At 66.2% G+C, this 15,294-nt stretch carries 11 protein-coding genes and 2 pseudogenes; 8 read left to right on the top strand and 5 right to left on the bottom strand.

The window, feature by feature from the left end; genetic code table 11:
• Positions 1-250: 250 nt before the first annotated feature.
• Complete coding sequence (locus tag G4G28_RS23305; protein ID WP_183107874.1) at positions 251-472, top strand: hypothetical protein; 222 nt, start codon at positions 251-253, stop codon at positions 470-472.
• A gap of 55 nt (positions 473-527) precedes the next feature.
• Positions 528-1,054: pseudogene (sodC, locus tag G4G28_RS23300) on the top strand (superoxide dismutase [Cu-Zn] SodC).
• A gap of 267 nt (positions 1,055-1,321) precedes the next feature.
• On the opposite strand, the gene G4G28_RS23295 reads toward sodC, so the two are convergent.
• The 4 genes and pseudogenes from G4G28_RS23295 to G4G28_RS23285 all read right to left on the bottom strand — a co-directional run bounded on the left by G4G28_RS23295 (position 1,322) and on the right by G4G28_RS23285 (position 6,238).
• Entirely contained in the window at positions 1,322-2,965 is a 1,644-nt protein-coding gene (locus tag G4G28_RS23295; RefSeq protein WP_183107873.1) for a M28 family peptidase, read from the bottom strand.
• Positions 2,966-3,099: 134 nt separating this feature from the next.
• Positions 3,100-4,548: a hypothetical protein gene (locus tag G4G28_RS23290; RefSeq protein WP_202033865.1), complete on the bottom strand. Its 1,449-nt coding sequence runs from the start codon at positions 4,546-4,548 to the stop codon at positions 3,100-3,102.
• 16 nt (positions 4,549-4,564) lie between these two features.
• Positions 4,565-5,020: pseudogene (locus G4G28_RS29540) on the bottom strand (M28 family peptidase); the annotation flags it as partial.
• 549 nt (positions 5,021-5,569) lie between these two features.
• The gene (locus G4G28_RS23285) at positions 5,570-6,238 is read right to left on the bottom strand and encodes an energy transducer TonB (RefSeq protein ID WP_182990137.1); all 669 of its coding nucleotides are present in this window, start codon (positions 6,236-6,238) and stop codon (positions 5,570-5,572) included.
• Between the two features lie 304 nt (positions 6,239-6,542).
• Between G4G28_RS23285 and G4G28_RS23280 the strand changes: the two genes are divergently transcribed.
• From G4G28_RS23280 to G4G28_RS23255, 6 genes are all read left to right on the top strand, one after another.
• Positions 6,543-7,199 (top strand): response regulator transcription factor, encoded by a 657-nt coding sequence (locus G4G28_RS23280; RefSeq protein WP_182990136.1) that lies wholly within the window; start codon positions 6,543-6,545, stop codon positions 7,197-7,199.
• 261 nt (positions 7,200-7,460) lie between these two features.
• Positions 7,461-8,156 (top strand): hypothetical protein, encoded by a 696-nt coding sequence (locus G4G28_RS23275; protein ID WP_182990135.1) that lies wholly within the window; start codon positions 7,461-7,463, stop codon positions 8,154-8,156.
• Positions 8,153-9,709, top strand: coding sequence for an ATP-binding protein (locus G4G28_RS23270; protein ID WP_182990134.1), 1,557 nt, complete (start codon positions 8,153-8,155; stop codon positions 9,707-9,709). The genes G4G28_RS23275 and G4G28_RS23270 overlap by 4 nt, the downstream gene beginning before the upstream one ends.
• Positions 9,710-9,741: 32 nt before the next feature.
• Positions 9,742-11,442: a M14 family zinc carboxypeptidase gene (locus G4G28_RS23265; RefSeq protein ID WP_229425284.1), complete on the top strand. Its 1,701-nt coding sequence runs from the start codon at positions 9,742-9,744 to the stop codon at positions 11,440-11,442.
• A gap of 234 nt (positions 11,443-11,676) precedes the next feature.
• The gene (locus G4G28_RS23260; protein ID WP_229507789.1) at positions 11,677-13,362 is read left to right on the top strand and encodes a PQQ-dependent sugar dehydrogenase; all 1,686 of its coding nucleotides are present in this window, start codon (positions 11,677-11,679) and stop codon (positions 13,360-13,362) included.
• Positions 13,363-13,561: 199 nt separating this feature from the next.
• Positions 13,562-14,350 (top strand): prohibitin family protein, encoded by a 789-nt coding sequence (locus G4G28_RS23255; protein ID WP_182990133.1) that lies wholly within the window; start codon positions 13,562-13,564, stop codon positions 14,348-14,350.
• Positions 14,351-14,382: 32 nt separating this feature from the next.
• Here G4G28_RS23255 and G4G28_RS23250 read toward each other — a convergent pair whose 3' ends face one another.
• A complete protein-coding gene (locus G4G28_RS23250; protein ID WP_182990132.1) occupies positions 14,383-15,267 on the bottom strand; it encodes a transposase in 885 nt (294 codons plus the stop codon).
• Positions 15,268-15,294 lie beyond the last annotated feature (27 nt).

Below are 15,294 nucleotides of genomic sequence, written 5' to 3'. Positions count from 1 at the left end.
CCCATCCATCAGGACCTGAGCATTCCGTTGCCGAGCGTGTCGATCATCCGGCGCTGCGCGGCTGGTCGGAAAAGGAAGGCAGCCTGTTCGTGCAGCCGCCTGCCGGGCTGCTGGCAACCCTGGTCGCCGTGCGCCTGCACCTGGACCCGTGCGCGATCGCAGACGGACCGCTGCAGTTTATCGCCGGCAGTCATACCGTGGCAGGATCGCCCCTGCCGAGGCCGCGCAGCTGCGCAGGACCGGATCGGTCGTGACCTGCACCCCGGACAAGGGCGACGCGCTCGTCATGCGTCCGCTCGTGCTGCACGCGTCCTCGAAAGCATCGGGCACGAGCCTGCGGCGGGTGCTGCACATCGTCTTCGGCCCGCCGGCGCTGCCGTATGGCCTGCGCTGGCAGCAGCCTGTGGTGGGCGCCGCGCAGTCGGGACGGCCACACGCTGTCCATGCTGGACGCCGCCACTGCCGGGATTGATCTACACTCTTCCGCGCTGTCTGGTTCAAAACCTAGCCACTGAAAGGGAGCCCACATGAAAGCCCAATGGATCTGCGCAGCCCTGCTGTGCTCGACGTACGCGGCGGCGGCCGTGCACGCCGCCGAACTGCGCGCGACGATGAACACGGTGTCCGAAGCCGGCGTCGGCAAGGCGGCCGGCACCGTGACGATCAGCGAAACGAAATACGGCCTGGTGTTCACCCCAAGCCTCACCGGCCTGCCGGCGGGTGCGCACGGTTTCCACGTCCACGAAAACAACAGCTGCGCCACCAACCAGAAGGACGGCAAGCCCGTACCGGCCGGTGCCGCCGGCGGCCACCTCGACCCGGCAGGCAGCAAGAAGCACGGCCTGCCCCGGGCGACGGCCATCTTGGCGACCTGCCGGCGCTGCACGTGGAGGGCTCGGGCGCGGCGAATAATCCCGTGCTGGCGCCGCGCCTGAAACTGGCCGACATCAAGGGCAAGGCCCTGATGGTGCATGCCGGTGGCGACAACCATGCGGACCACCCGGCGCCGCTCGGCGGTGGCGGCGCGCGCATCGTGTGCGGGATCATCGAATAGGCTTGGCCTCGGCGGCCCCGCGCCAAACCGCCGACGCGGGGAGAGGGGGCGGCGCGATCGACCGATCACCGGCTTGCCTGATTCCCAGCATTGTCACAGTCACGTAGGGTGGGCGCCCTGTGCCCACGCGGAATGACGCATCGTATGCTTCGGGCTGCGCAAGACGGTGGGCTCGGGGCGCCCACCCTACGATCTGCCGGCAGACAGGCCGCTCCATGAAAAACGCCCGGTCATCGCTGACCGGGCGTTTGCGTTTAAGCTGAGCGCTTACTTCTTCTCGGCGCGCACCTTGCCGAAAGCGTCGCCCGCCTTCCAGGCCGGCATCTTCGGCGTGTCCGCCACCATCCGGCCGAGGTTCAGCGTGAACTGCGCCTGCTGCACCATGCCCGCCAAATCCCAGCTCGGATCGTATTCGTCGTTCACCTGGTGGTAGCGCGCGCGGTAGGCCTTGGCTTTCGCATTGTTCGCTTCCACATCCGTCACCCAGGCGCTGCCGCCGCCCACCGAGAAGGCGGGGATGCCCGCTTTCGCGAAGCTGAAGTGGTCGCTGCGGAAGTAGCCGCCGGCCAGGTCGGGTTTCGCCTGTGCGACGCTCAAACCCATGGCTTTCGCGGTGGCGGCCGCCATTGCGCCCAGGTCGGTGCGCTCGCTGCCCTGCACGCCGATGTCCTTGGCTGCGGCGACGAAGTTCAGGCTGTCCAGGTTCAGGTTGGCCGCCGTTTTATCGGCGGGCCACAGCGGTTTTGCCGCATAGGCCGCGCTGCCCAGCAGGCCTTGCTCTTCGGCCGCCACCCACAGGAACATCTGCGAACGCTTCGCGGGTGCGCGCGCCGCTTCCTGCGCCATCGCCAGGAGGCCGGCCGTGCCGGAGGCATTGTCGACTGCGCCGTTGAAGATGGTGTCACCTTCGGTTCCCTGCTTGCCCATGTGGTCCCAGTGGGCGCTGTAGATGACGACTTCGTCCTTCAGCTTCGGGTCGGTGCCGGGCACGATGCCGGCCACGTTGTATTCGTTGATGGAACGGACCGCGGCCCGCGCCTCGCCTTTTACGCGCGCGTTCAAGGTCACCGGCCTGAACGATTTGTCTTCCGCCGCGGCGCGCAGTTTATCGAGGTCCTGGCCGCTTGCTGCAAACAGCTTGCGCGCGGTAGCGTCGGTCATCCAGCCCTGCAGGCCCGTGCCGAGATCGGCGTCGGCCAGCTGGAAGCGCTCGGCCGCTGCCCAGCTGTTCTGCACGACGCTCCAGCCGTAGGAGGCCGAGGCGTCGGTATGGATCAGGAGGACGCCGGCCGCGCCCTGGCGCGCCGCTTCCTGCAATTTATAGGTCCAGCGGCCGTAGTAGGTGAGGCCGGCGCCATTGAAGCGGTTCGGCTCCGCGGCGGTTGGCGCCGGGTCGTTCACCAGCATCACCAGCACCTTGCCCCTGGCGTCCAGGCCCTTGAAATCGTCCCAGCCTTCTTCCGGCGCGCTGATGCCGTAGCCGACGAACACCAGTTCGTTGTCCATCACGTGGTCCGCCTTGGCGTCGCCCGGCCCCCATACCCAATCGGCACCAAAAGTCAGGGGCAGCGCCTGGCCGCCGGCGCTAATGCCGACATTGCTCTGCTGCGGCAGCGCGCGCACGCCGGCGATCTTGACCTCCTGGCGGAAGCTGCCGCCGTTGGCCGGCTTCAGGCCGGCGGCCAGTGCCTGCGTCTCCAGATAGGTGACGGTCAGTTCGCCGCCGCGCTGGCCGGTGCCGCGCCCTTCGAGGGCGTCCGACGCCAGGAAGGCCAGGTGGGCGCGCAGCGGCGCTTCCTTGACGATGGCTTGTGCCTTGCCGGCGGATCTGGCGGCGGCATGCGCGGGGTAGGCCAGCGCCAGGCTGCTGGCGAGGGCGGTAAGGACGACGGAGGAGACGATCTTGTGCATGGCAACCTGCGAATAGTGGATGGAGGCGCACTGTCGAGTGCGCGACACATTGTATTGCAAGCGCCCCTATATTCGTCCAGCGCCGGCGTGTAACAAAACGTCCATCGCGCCGGCCCATCCGCGTACTGTTCGCGCTAGTAAAACCACAGCGTGTCCGCCGCGATCGACTTGCCGCTGAAGGGCACCAGTGGCGTCGCTGCCGGCGGCCGTGGCGGCAGTAGATGATCCGGCAACCCGGGGAGGACTTCCTCGACGCGCACGGAAAAAATCGGGTCGCCCCCCACGTCGATGCGGAAGTGCAGCGGTTCGTCGTCCATCCCGTACAGGACCACCGTCAAGGTCTTGGCCTCGGTGTCGAGCAGGGTGCGCCCGTTCAGCCTCACGCGCGTGGGGCGCGCGCCGATCACGCGCAGGCGCACTTCCGGTGCCTTGTTTTCCGACACCAGCGTGAAGTCGGCATGGCGCTCCGGTGCGGGGCCGTTCCTGAGCACGCGGGTGAAGGGGAACTTCAGCCCGTCGCGCGGTGCCCAGGCATACCACTGGCGCGGACTCTCCCAGCCGAAGGCGTTCACGAAGATGTGCGGCTCCTTCAGGTTGGCGAACAGGCGCCGCTCCCACGGATCGAGCTCGCCTTCCGGATGCAGCCAGTAGGCGTCCCAGCTCGGCATGTCCTTGTAGTACACCAGGCCGTCCGCGCGCAGCGGCGGCGCTTCCACATGGTCGTCGGCGGCACCGGCCAGCGCCAGTCCGGTCAGTCCCGCCAGCAGCAGGGCGCGGGCGACGAAGCGGCGCGCGTGGGCCAGCAACAGCATCGACACGCCAAGCAGCAGCACCAGCATTGCCACCGGCAGGTTCATGCGCAGCGGCGACAGCACCGGGTAGGCGTCGCGCAGCGCCGGCGGCACCAGCAGCGCGGCCGGTATCAAGCCCGCCACCAGCAGTGCCAGCCGCGCGGCCGCGGGCCAGGCGCGTACCCGGCGCGAATGCAGGGCGCAGAAGCTGCCGAGCGCCGCCAGCAGCGGCCAGGCAACCAGGTAGCTCGCTCCCGGCGCCAGCCAGCTGGCCAGCACCAGTACCAGCAGCAGCGCAAACAGGGCCGCCAGCATGGCCGCCGCCAGGCCGGTCAGGCGCATCACCCGGCGCTGGGCGACGATGAAGAGGGCGCTGCACACCCCGCACAGCCCGGCCAGGTAAAGGAGGGCCTGGCGCGCATGCTGCGGCGCGTCCGGGTTCCAGGCGCGGTGCAGCGCCGGCACGTGCATCCACAGCTGCCAGGCCAGCATGCCCAGCGCCACGGCGACGCAGGGCATCAGGAATACGGCGCGCAGCAGCGCGGGATAGCGCACCTGCGAACGCTGCATCGCCACGCACACGGCGCCCACCAGCAGCAGGCCAGTCAGGCGCGTGAACGTCCAGACCAGGTCGCCGCTGTAGTGCACCGTGCCAAGCAGGGGCAAGGTGAAGTACACCTGCCCGCGCGCCGCTTGCGTTTGCGTCCCCTGGCGGCGCCAGGCGCTGGCCGCCGAAATGGCGCGCCAGGCGCAGCATCGACTCGCCCGTGTGCTGCAGGGTGGCCGATTCAAGACGCCCCGGTGTGTCCGATACGCCGGCGTGATCGAAAGGACGGCCGCGGTTGGCGAACTGCAATACCGGCACCGCCAGCAGCGCCAGTGCACCAATGCGCGGCGCGCCCGGGGCCAGAGCATGGACTTCGCGCATCAGCGAAGAGCCGCGCACGTCGGGTGTGGCGTGCAGCCAGCCGTCAATCGTCGCCGTGTTCGCGCCCGCCGTGTTCACCAGTTCCAGTGCGCCGCTGCTCCCCATGCCGTCGAAACGCAGTGCCAGGCCGACTTCGCGCGCCCACGGATGCTGCTCGGCGAAGGCCTGCATGCCCAGGCTGCCGACACGCTCGCCATCGGCGAACAGCACCAGGATGTCGTTCGCCGGCGGCGTGCCCGCACGCAGCGCGCGCACCGTCGTCTCCAGCAGGGCCGCCATGGGCGCTGCGCTGCGCGCCGCGCCCAGGCTGGCCGTTTCGCTGTCGATCTGCGCCACCAGCAGCAGGGCCGGGCGCCGCAGCCGGTCGGGCGCGCCCCGGCAGGCGCACCAGCACGTTGTGCACCACGCCCATTGTCGCCTCGTAGTTGGCGTTGTAGTCGACGTAGTTCTTCTGCACCACGGCGCGCTGTACGTGCGGCGCCAGCCCCAGCGCCCGCAGTTGCGCCACCAGGTAGTCGCGCGCCGCGTGGTTCATCCTGCTCGCGATCGGGCGCGGCGCGCGTGCCAGCACTTCCAGGTGGACGGCTGCGCGGCCAGCGGAGAATTGCGGCGCCGGCGCAGTGGCGGGCTTGGGCGCCGGCAGCGGCGGCTGCGTCGGCCGCAAGGCAGCCCAGCCGAGCAGGGCGATGAAGGCGAAGGCGCCGGCCAGGCCGGCCAGGCCGCCCGGGGCTGGGGTCGATGAATCCGGAAGCATGCGTACATCCTCGATGTCGTTACCGATCGTGCCGCGCGGCGGGGGAACCGCCTGGCGAGACGCGATGCGCAGGGAAGAAAAAAAACCCGCCAGGCTGAGGGATGGCGGGCAAAAGCACGGGAGAGGGGGCCCTATTCGTCCAGCTTCCAGTCGTAGGCAATCTGCGCCCAGCCGGCTTCCGGCACGCCGTTGTTCATGGCCGGCTTGAACTGGCACAGGCTCAAGGCATTCATCGCGGCGCGGTCGAGTTCACGGTGGCCGCTGGTTTTCTGCACCCGCGAACTGGTCACGCGGCCGTCGGTGCCGACCAGCAGGGCCAGGTAGACCGTGCCGGTGTCGCCATTGCGCGCCGCCTGGATCGGGTAGGACGGCTTGATGCAGCTGTTGGCATCGGCCAGCACGGCGCTGCGGATGGCGCCCGGCTTGGCGGCAGGGGTGTCGACCTGGGCCGGCGGATCGCTGCGCACTGGCGCGACAGGCGGCTGCACCGGTTCCACCTTCGTTGTCGCGATCACCGTCGGCTCGACGAGCGGCGGCGTCACGTCGATCTCGACCTTCGGCACGAAGAGCTCGGGCGGTGCGACCTCCGTGCGCGGCTTCGGCGGCTCGGGTGGCGGCTCGACCGGCTTCTGGACTTCGGGCGGGGCGATCGGGATGCTGTCGATGATCGTCGTCAGCGGGAAGGTCTTGTTGTTCATCATGTTGACGACGCCAACCGCGATCAAGGCGTGGAGTCCCGCGACGAGGGCGAACTTGCCTGCTTTGCTGCCACCATCAGGGTGCATGTGCGAGAAATGCATGGCGATCTCCTTGTTGTTGCGCCCCGTCCGGGAAGGTGAGGGGCTATTGCCGATTGGAAGAACAGCGTATGGCTAACATGTAGAAACAATATATGCTATGTCATAGCAATACGTAAAGCGTTTTCTTAGCAATCGTGCATGCGCCGGGTTTCACGGGACACGCTGCTGGGCGGACACATGGCAGGGCCACTCGCTCCGCGCCACGTTGTATGGAATAATCCATCTGCCAACAGATGATTTTTCCAGCGCATGGAAAAGGTCGTTACCAGGCACTGGTAGGTCGATATCGCGTAGTCCAAGGAGAATGAGTGTGCAAAGCAAAGAAGCAGCCATCCGTGTGATGCTGGCGGACGACCATCCGATCGTGATGACCGGGTTTGCCATGTCGTTGGCGGCCGAGGGGATGGATGTGGTGGGCCAGGCGCGCACGCCCAGCGAAGCGGTGGCGCTGTATGCCGAGTGCAAGCCCGACGTCGTCGTGCTCGATATCCGCTTCGGCACCGAGCTGACCGGCATGGACGCGGCCCAGAACATCCTGCGCGCCGACCCGCATGCGAAAGTCGTCTTCCTCAGCCAGTTCGACCAGGATAGCCTGATCAAGGAAACCTACCGCATCGGCGCGCATGCCTTCGTCACCAAGGATTGCGACCCGGCCGACCTGGCCACGGCCGTGCGCCAGGCCCATGGCGGCAAGCTGTATTTCCCTCCCCAGATTGCCGAGCGCCTGGCCAGCATCGCCGTGCGCGGCGACGTCTCGCCGCAGTCGCAGCTGGACGAGCGCGGCCTGGAAATCTTCAAGCTGATGGCCGAGGGGCTGACCAACGGCGAGATCGCCGAGCGCCTGAACCTGTCGACCAAGACCATCAGCAACACCAGCCAGTCGATCAAGGAAAAGCTGGGCGTCGAGCGCCAGGCCCACATCACCAAACTGGCCGTCAAATATGGCCTGATCCAGCCTTAAGCGCGATGGATCGCAGCTTGCAGGGCTTGCGCAGGCGGATCGGCGCGCTGGCGCTCGGGCTGGCGCTGGCGGCGCAGTGCGCGCTCGCCCTGGCCGGCACCCCGGTGCACCCGCCGCGCGCGCCAGGCCGAGGGTTACCGCTTCCAGATCGTCACCGGCAACGACGACAGCGCCGTCACCGCGCGCATCGCCGAGGATCTGTACAAGCGCCTGGTCCCTACTTTCGCTGCCTTCCGCACCGAACTGGCACAGCGCCGGCGCATGGTCTATGTGGCGATCGGCCCGGACGGCCTGCGCGAAGCGGCCGCGCGCCGCTGCGACTGCGTGGTGATTGCGGCGTACACGTCGAGCCAGGTCTGGCGCGCGCTGCATGCGCGCCTGCCCGCGAACCGCGCCCGCGCCATGACGGCCGTGTATGCCGAGCCGGCACCACGGGACCAGCTGCGCCTGGCGGCCCTGCTGTACCGGCGGCCGGTGCGGGTGGCGGCCATCCTCGGCCTGGACACCGCCTACCTGCTGCCGCTGCTGCAAGGCCAGGTCGACCTCGTGCAGGCCAGGGCGCCCCTGGGCCAGGAAACGAACGATGCCGTGGCCGACATCGGCGACCTGCTGGCACGTACCCGGCACAGCGAAGTGCTGCTGGCACTGCCCGACAGCGCCATCTACAACCCGGAAAACATCCGCAACATCCTGCTCTCGACCTATCGCCGCAAGCAGGGCGTGATCGGCTTTTCCAGCGACATGGTGAAAGTGGGCGCGCTGGCCACGACTTATTCCGAGATCGAGGACATCAACACGCAAGTGGCCGAGATGGCCGCCAGTTTTGTCGCCAGCGGCGAGCTGCCGGCGCCGCAGTTCCCCCATTACTTCCGCACCGCGATCAACGAGGGCGTGGCACGCTCGCTTGACCTGGTCGTGAGCGACGAGGCAAGGCGCTTTGCACGGGCGCGGCCATGACCGCGCGTTCCTGGACCTTCTGGCGCAGCTGGAGCATCGGCCTGCGCATGGCCTTCATTACCATGCTGCCGGTCGTGTTCCTGTTCACCGCCTTCGTCTGGTATTCCTGGTATGCGCACCGCGCGCAGGTGGCCGAGGAACTGGCCGAACGGGGCCGCATCCTCGCGCGGGCACTGGCTGAGACGAGCGAATACAACGTCATCTCCGGCAACCTGACGGACCTGCGCCTGACTATCAATGGCCTGGTGCAGTCCGATAAAAGCATCTTCCGCGTCGACGTGGTCGATGCCGCCGGCAAGCGCGCGGTGCGCGTGACTTCCGACTCCGCCCAGGACGCCGAGCCGCACTACTACGAGGCGCCGATCCGCAAGCAGGTCGTGTGGATCAACCTGTTTTCGGACAACGGCACGCCGCACGTCTCGGCCTCGAGCGACGCGCGCCCGCCCACGCTCACCACCGAGATCGTCGGTTCGGTGCGGGTGACGATGTCGCCGGCGAACATGCTGGCCAAGCAGACCCGCCGCTTCCAGGTCGAGGTGGCCATCGCGGCGCTGGCCCTGGTTGCCAGCGGCGTGCTGGCCTGGGTGCTGGCACGCTCGCTGACGCAGCCGCTGAAGGAAGCGATCGACGCCCTGCGTGCCATCCGCGGCGGCCAGTACCGCATCGAGCTGCCGGTGACGACGGGCGGCGAAGTGGGCGAACTGCAGGAGTCGATCGGCGAGATGTCGGTGGCGCTCGAGCGCTCGACCCAGGACCTCGAGAACAAGGTCGCCGCGCGCACGCGCGACCTGGTCGCCTCGCGCAACGAGGCGTTAAGGGCCGACGCCGACAAGCGAAAGCTGATCCAGAAAGTAAACAGCATCATCGAGGACGAACGCAAGAGCATCGCCATCGAGATCCACGACGAACTCAATGCCTCGCTGATCGCGGTGCGCCTGGAAGCGCAGAGCATCGGCATGCTGGCCTCGAAGGCACCGCCCGCGCCGGAAGTGGACGAGATCCGCGCCAAGGCCGGCGCGATCACGAAGCTCGCCCTCGACCTGTACGCCAACGGCCGCCGCCTGGTTCGGCGCCTGCGCCCGGAAGTGCTGGACATGCTCGGCCTGCACGGCGCCGTGGAAGAGATGCTGCGTCACTACGACAGCGGGTCAGGTTGCCGCTTCGCCTTCCACTCGGACGGGGACTTTTCCCGGCTCGGCAACGAGCTGGCGATTTCGGCCTATCGCATCGTGCAGGAAGCGCTGTCGAACGTGATGAAGCATGCCGGCGCGACGGCGGCCGAGGTGACGCTGGTGCTGGACGCACCCAGGGACACCCTGCGCATCGAGGTCGAGGACAATGGCCACGGCTTCGACCCGGCGCACAATTCCGAGGGCATCGGCATCATCGGCATGCGCGAGCGCGTGTATGCGCTGCACGGCACGATCGAGGTGCGTTCGGCACCCGAGCGCGGCACCACGGTGACGATCGCGCTGCCGCTGTCCCCGCCACCTCCGTTACCGGCCCCGTTGCCGCCCCCATTGCCACCGGCCGGTGCATCTGCGGTATCGTAGCGGCTTGGCCTTTAACCTCCTGCCGGATCCTTATGTCGAACCCACTGTCGAACGAATTGAAGACGCCCTATGAACTGGGCAACCAGAACCAGACCACCACCCTGGGCGAGTGCATCGCCTGGTATGAGGACCTGGCGCGGCGCTATCCAAACGTGCTGCGCTTTGGCGTCGTCGGCACCTCGGACGCCGGGCTGCCGATCCACGCCGGCGTGGTCAGCAGCGACGGCGTGTTCGAGCGTGATGCCATCAAGGCGGCCGGGCGGCCTGTCTTCTTCAACAACAACGGCATCCACCCGGGCGAACCGGAAGGCGTCGATGCCTGCATGGCCCTGGTGCGCGATTTCTGTATCCAGCCGGAGCGCCTGGCTGCGTTGGGCCAGACCGTGTTCCTGTTCGTCCCGCTGTATAACGTCGACGGCAGCATCAACCGCGCCAACACCTCGCGCGTGAACCAGGACGGCCCGGAGCAGTTCGGCTTTCGTGGCAACAGCCGCCACCTGGACCTGAACCGCGACTTCGTCAAGTGCGACACGCTCACCGCCCAGGTGTTCAACAGGCTGTTCACGTCCTGGGACCCGGACGTGATGGTGGACACCCATACGTCGAACGGCGCCGACTACAGCTATACGATGACGCTGATCCACACCCAGGCCGACAAGCTGGGCGGAGAACTCGGCACCTTCCTGACTGGCACCATGCTGCCGGCGCTGTATGCCGGGATGGAGGCGCGCGGCTGGCCGACCTGTCCCTACGTGAACCCGGTCAAGGACAGCCCGGACCATGGCATCGCCGAATTCCTGGAAACGGCGCGCTTCTCGACCGGTTACGCGGCCCTGCACCACACGATCGGTTTCATGCCCGAGACGCACATGCTCAAACCTTTCCGCGACCGCTACGAATCGATGCGCGCCCTGGTCGAGACGGCGCTCGAGTTCACGGTGCGAAACGCGGAGCAGATCCAGTCGTTGCGGCGCGCCGCCAGGCAGCTCGGACGCACGCGCGCCGAGTGGCCGATCCACTGGGTCATGGACGAAGAGAACACCGCCACCTTCCGCTTCAAGGGCTATGAAGCGAAATACAAGCCGAGCGTGCTGGGCGACTACACCCGCCTGTACTACGACCGTTCCAGCCCATGGGAGCGCGACATCACCTACTACAACCGTTTCAATGCCGATGTGACGGTGGCGGCGCCAAAAGCCTATATCGTGCCGCAAGCCTGGGTTGACGCCATCGAACGCCTGCAACTGAACGGCGTGGCGATGGAGCGCGTGAGCGAGGACCGCATGCAGGACGTGGCCTGGTACCACGTCGTGTCGGTGGCATCGCGTCCGAACGCCTACGAAGGCCACATGTTCCACGACGAGGTGCAGCTGGAAAAGCGCCGCGGCGCCGTGCTGGTACGCGCCGGCGACTATGTGATCTCGCTAGCCCAGGACCGCGCGCGCTACGTCGTCGAAACGCTGGAGCCCCTGGCCCACGACAGCTACTTCCGCTGGGGCTTCTTCAACAGCGTGCTGGAGAAGAAGGAAGCGTATTCGAATTATGTGTTCGAGGACGAGGCCGAGCGTTTGCTGAGCGAGGAGCCGGAACTGGCGGCGAAGTTCGCCGCATGGAAGGCGGCCAATCCTTCGTTGCTGGTGAACCAGGAAGCGGTGCTCGACTTCATCTTCGCCAACTGCGCGAAGTACCGCGAGCCGGAATGGCGCCGGTATCCGGTGTTCATGGTCGATTGAGACTACCCCCGCGTTCGCGATGATCGGACGCTTCAATCCGCGTGGGCACAAGTGCCCACCCTACGAAACTGTAGGGTGGGCGCCCCGAGCCCACGCGGATACGCGGCGTCTCTTGTAGGGTGGGCTCTTGAGCCCACGCGGATTCAACATATCAATAACAGAGCGGGCAACAGCCCCGATATCGGGTGCACGCCCCTGGCTCTGCGCGACCACGACGAACATGGAAGACTAACCGTGAAAACACAACTCACCGCGGTCATTGCCGCCAACTTGGCCCTGGCCGGCATCGCCCACGCCGCCCCCACCCTCGGCCAAACCTACTTCGAACAAAACTGCGCCAGCTGCCACACCGTCGACAATAAACTGTCCTCGCGCGCTGGCCCTGGCCTGTTCAACGTCCTCGAGCGCAAAGCCGCCGCCGTCCCGCATTTCAACTACACCGAGGCCCTGACGAAAGCCGGCGCGGCAGGTAAAACCTGGACCCGCGCAGAGCTCGACGTCTTCCTGCGCGACCCGAACAAGGACGTACCCGGCACCGCGATGCCGATCGGCGTCGCCGACGCGAAGCAGCGCGCCGCCGTGATCGATTTCCTGGCCGGGCAAAGCGGCCAGGCCGCTGTGGCTGCAGCGCCGGAAAGCGCGAAGGCAGGCGGTGCGGATGCCGCCGCCTGGACTGTCGACAAGCCAGGCGACCTGCACCGCATCCGTGTCGCCGACCTGGTCCAGCCCTTCGCCAGCGAAAGCGCCGGCAACGGCCCGAAGCTGGCGCCGCGTCCGGACGGCGCGCTGCCGGCCGTCCCGAAAGGTTTTAAAGTTGGCATCTATGCCGAGAATCTCGGCAAATCGCGCCTGCCGCTGCGCGCGCCGAACGGCGACATCTTCCTGTCGGAAGCGGCCAAGGGCCAGATCACGATCCTGCGCTCGACAGACGGCATCAAGGCCGATGGCGTCAGCGTGTACGCCACCGGCCTGTCGCGTCCCTACGGCATGGCCCTGTGGCCGGCCGGACCGAACCCGACCTACCTGTACGTCGCCAACGTCAATTCGGTCGTGCGCTTTCCCTACAGCGTGGGCGACCTGAAGGCGCAGGGCGAGCCGGAAGTCGTCGTCGACAAGATCAGCGACACCAGCGGTGGCCACGTCACGCGCACGCTGGCCTTCTCGAAAGACGGCAAGACCATGTTCCTGTCGGTCGGCTCGGCGACCAACATCGCATCACGCATCGGCGCGCAGCCCTCGTTGCCGCTGGCGCAGTGGGAAGCGAAGTATGGCCTGGGCGCAGCCTGGGGCGAAGAAACCGAGCGCGCCGCGGTACTGGCCTTCGATGTCGACGGCCGCAACCGCCGCCCCTATGCCAATGGCCTGCGCAACTGCGTCGGCATGCTGGTGCATCCGCAAACGGGTGACCTGTTCTGCAGCGTCAACGAGCGCGACGAACTGGGCGACAACCTGCCGCCGGACTACGTCACCCGCGTGAAGCAGGGCGGCTTCTACGGCTGGCCGTGGTACTACATCGGCGCCCAAGAAGACCCGCGCTTGAAGGGCATCCGCCCCGACCTGAAGGATAAAGTAACGACACCGGACACCCTGATCCAGTCGCACTCGGCGCCGCTGGGGATGACGGTCTACCAGGCACCGAAGGGCGCGAAATATGCCTTTCCGAAGGAGTACGAGGGCGACATCTTCCTGGCGCTGCACGGTTCCTGGAACCGGGGTATTCGCACGGGCTACAAGGTGGTGCGCGTGATGATGAAGAAGGGCGTGCCGACTGGCCAGTACCAGGACTTCATGACCGGCATGGTGTTGAGCGACCGCGATGTCTGGGGACGCCCGGCGGCGGTGGAGGTGGCGCAGGACGGCGCGCTGCTGGTGGTGGACGACGGCGGCGGTGTCGTCTGGCGCATCGTGCCCGGGAAGTAAACGGCAACTGCATCAAGCCGGACCGCTGCAAGGGCGGCTCCGGCAATGATCCATCACGCTTCGCTTTTCTCGAAGTTGATTTTCGGTAATTCCTGATTCTCTTGATGACCAACGAACAATATACTTTGTTGGTCGTCATATTCATGGCGTCCTGCTAACGGCAAGAATCGTTCGGCAGAACTCGAGAAGGAGAATAAAAATGAGGGGATTTCCCGTAAAAATCGTCGGTGCCATCATTGTGCTGGTGCTGCTGGTCGCACTGGCACCGTTTGGCACCGTGCCGGCCGGTTACCGGGGCGTGAAGACGACGTTCGGCAGCCCGAGCAACGAGATCCTGAGCGAGGGCATCCACTTCCGCCTGCCGCTGGCGCAGAAGATCAACCTGGTCAACGTGTCGATCCAGAAGGGCGAAGGCGAGGGCGATGCCGCGTCGCGCGACCTGCAGATCGTGCACACCCGCGTGGCGCTGAACTACCACGTCAAGCCGGAAGGCGCGGTGACGGTGTTCCGCGACCTGGGCAACGAACCGGGCGAGCGCATGATCATCCCATCGGTGCAGGAAGCGGTGAAAGCCGTCACCGCGCGCTTCACGGCCGAGGAACTGATCGCCAGGCGCACCGACGTGCGCGACCAGATCGTCACGGCGCTGCGCGAACGTCTGGGCCGCCACGCCATCGTCGTCGACGAGTTCTCGATCGTGAACTTCAACTTCTCGCGCTCGTTCAACGAAGCGATCGAAGCCAAGACCACGGCCGAACAGCTGAAACTGAAGGCCGAACGCGACCTGCTGCGCATCGAAGTCGAAGCCCGCCAGCGCGTTGCGCAAGCCCGCGCCGAAGCCGAATCGTTGGCCATCCAGCGCCAGCAGGTCACGCCCGAACTGATCCGCCTGCGCGAAATGGAAAACCAGCGCCTGGCGATCGAGAAATGGGATGGCAAGCTGCCGAACGTGGCAGGTGGGGCGGTGCCGTTTATTAATGTGAAGTAAGCAAAGGCTGGGGTCATAAGCAAAGGCTGGGGTCAGGTCTGACATTCGGACACGACCTCGGCCTTAAGTGCGCAGGCTGAGCTTTCAAAAACAGCGATCGCTCGGCTGACCGTCTTGGTCGAGACACCGAAGGCAGCTGCTATCTGCGGCATCGTAAAAGCGGTCGACAGGTAGGCGCGGGCCATTGCTTCATTCCTGTCCGCATACCGCGTCCGATATTCGGCCAAGGGTAGTGCCACGGCTCGGCGCTCAGCCTTGACGGCTTCGACCAGTTCTTCAGATCGTTGCAGATCGTGGTGTCGGGACACGAAAGCGTCATCGCCTAGAAGAATCTGGTGGCGTGCTGCGGCAAGCGGGCTGGGCTGATCGATACCTGCCAGGACGAAGGCTCGATAGGCGGAACGCGCTTCGGCACGGATATCGCCGAATTGGCTGAGTAGCCAATCGCGCTCCAGCCAGCGAGGTGAGGCATCGTCGCCACCGACGATTAAATGATGACTGCTCCATTGCCAATCGTCCAGCGACGATACCGCTCGCGCACGCACAGGATTCAGGACAATGTATCGGGCCAATTCCAGTAGATAGCTTTCTTTTTGTACCAGGATGGCTTTATAGCGTCCTTGAAACAGATGCCCGACGAGGCTGTGTCGCCAGTTGAAATATTGGGTGTACAAACCATTGAGCTGACGCATGGCCTGCGAAAGATTCGCCCCCATCGTTTCGACGAGCAAATGGTAGTGATTGGTCATCTGGCAAAAGCTATGGATGACGCAATGGTGACGTTCACACACGAGCGTGAGCACATCAAGCCAGGCCCGGCGATCGGAATCGGTCAGATAGATGGGGTTGCGCCGGTTGCCGCGCGCTGTGACGTGGTAGAGGGCGCCGGGAAATTCGAGTCGGAGTGGTCGGGTCATGCCCGTAACGGTAGGGCATGCAAGCCA

Source organism: Massilia sp. Dwa41.01b (assembly GCF_014171775.1).
Taxonomy (GTDB): domain Bacteria; phylum Pseudomonadota; class Gammaproteobacteria; order Burkholderiales; family Burkholderiaceae_D; genus Telluria.
This window is presented reverse-complemented; position numbering and strand designations above follow the sequence as displayed.

Coding starts and splice junctions, on each gene's coding strand:
- G4G28_RS23255 (WP_182990133.1), top strand. CDS start 13,562: ATGAGGGGATTTCCCGTAAAAATCGTCGGTGCCATCATTGTGCTGGTG.
- G4G28_RS23270 (WP_182990134.1), top strand. CDS start 8,153: ATGACCGCGCGTTCCTGGACCTTCTGGCGCAGCTGGAGCATCGGCCTG.
- G4G28_RS23250 (WP_182990132.1), bottom strand. CDS start 15,267: ATGACCCGACCACTCCGACTCGAATTTCCCGGCGCCCTCTACCACGTC.
- G4G28_RS23275 (WP_182990135.1), top strand. CDS start 7,461: ATGGTCTATGTGGCGATCGGCCCGGACGGCCTGCGCGAAGCGGCCGCG.
- G4G28_RS23285 (WP_182990137.1), bottom strand. CDS start 6,238: ATGCATTTCTCGCACATGCACCCTGATGGTGGCAGCAAAGCAGGCAAG.
- G4G28_RS23295 (WP_183107873.1), bottom strand. CDS start 2,965: ATGCACAAGATCGTCTCCTCCGTCGTCCTTACCGCCCTCGCCAGCAGC.
- G4G28_RS23280 (WP_182990136.1), top strand. CDS start 6,543: ATGAGTGTGCAAAGCAAAGAAGCAGCCATCCGTGTGATGCTGGCGGAC.
- G4G28_RS23265 (WP_229425284.1), top strand. CDS start 9,742: ATGTCGAACCCACTGTCGAACGAATTGAAGACGCCCTATGAACTGGGC.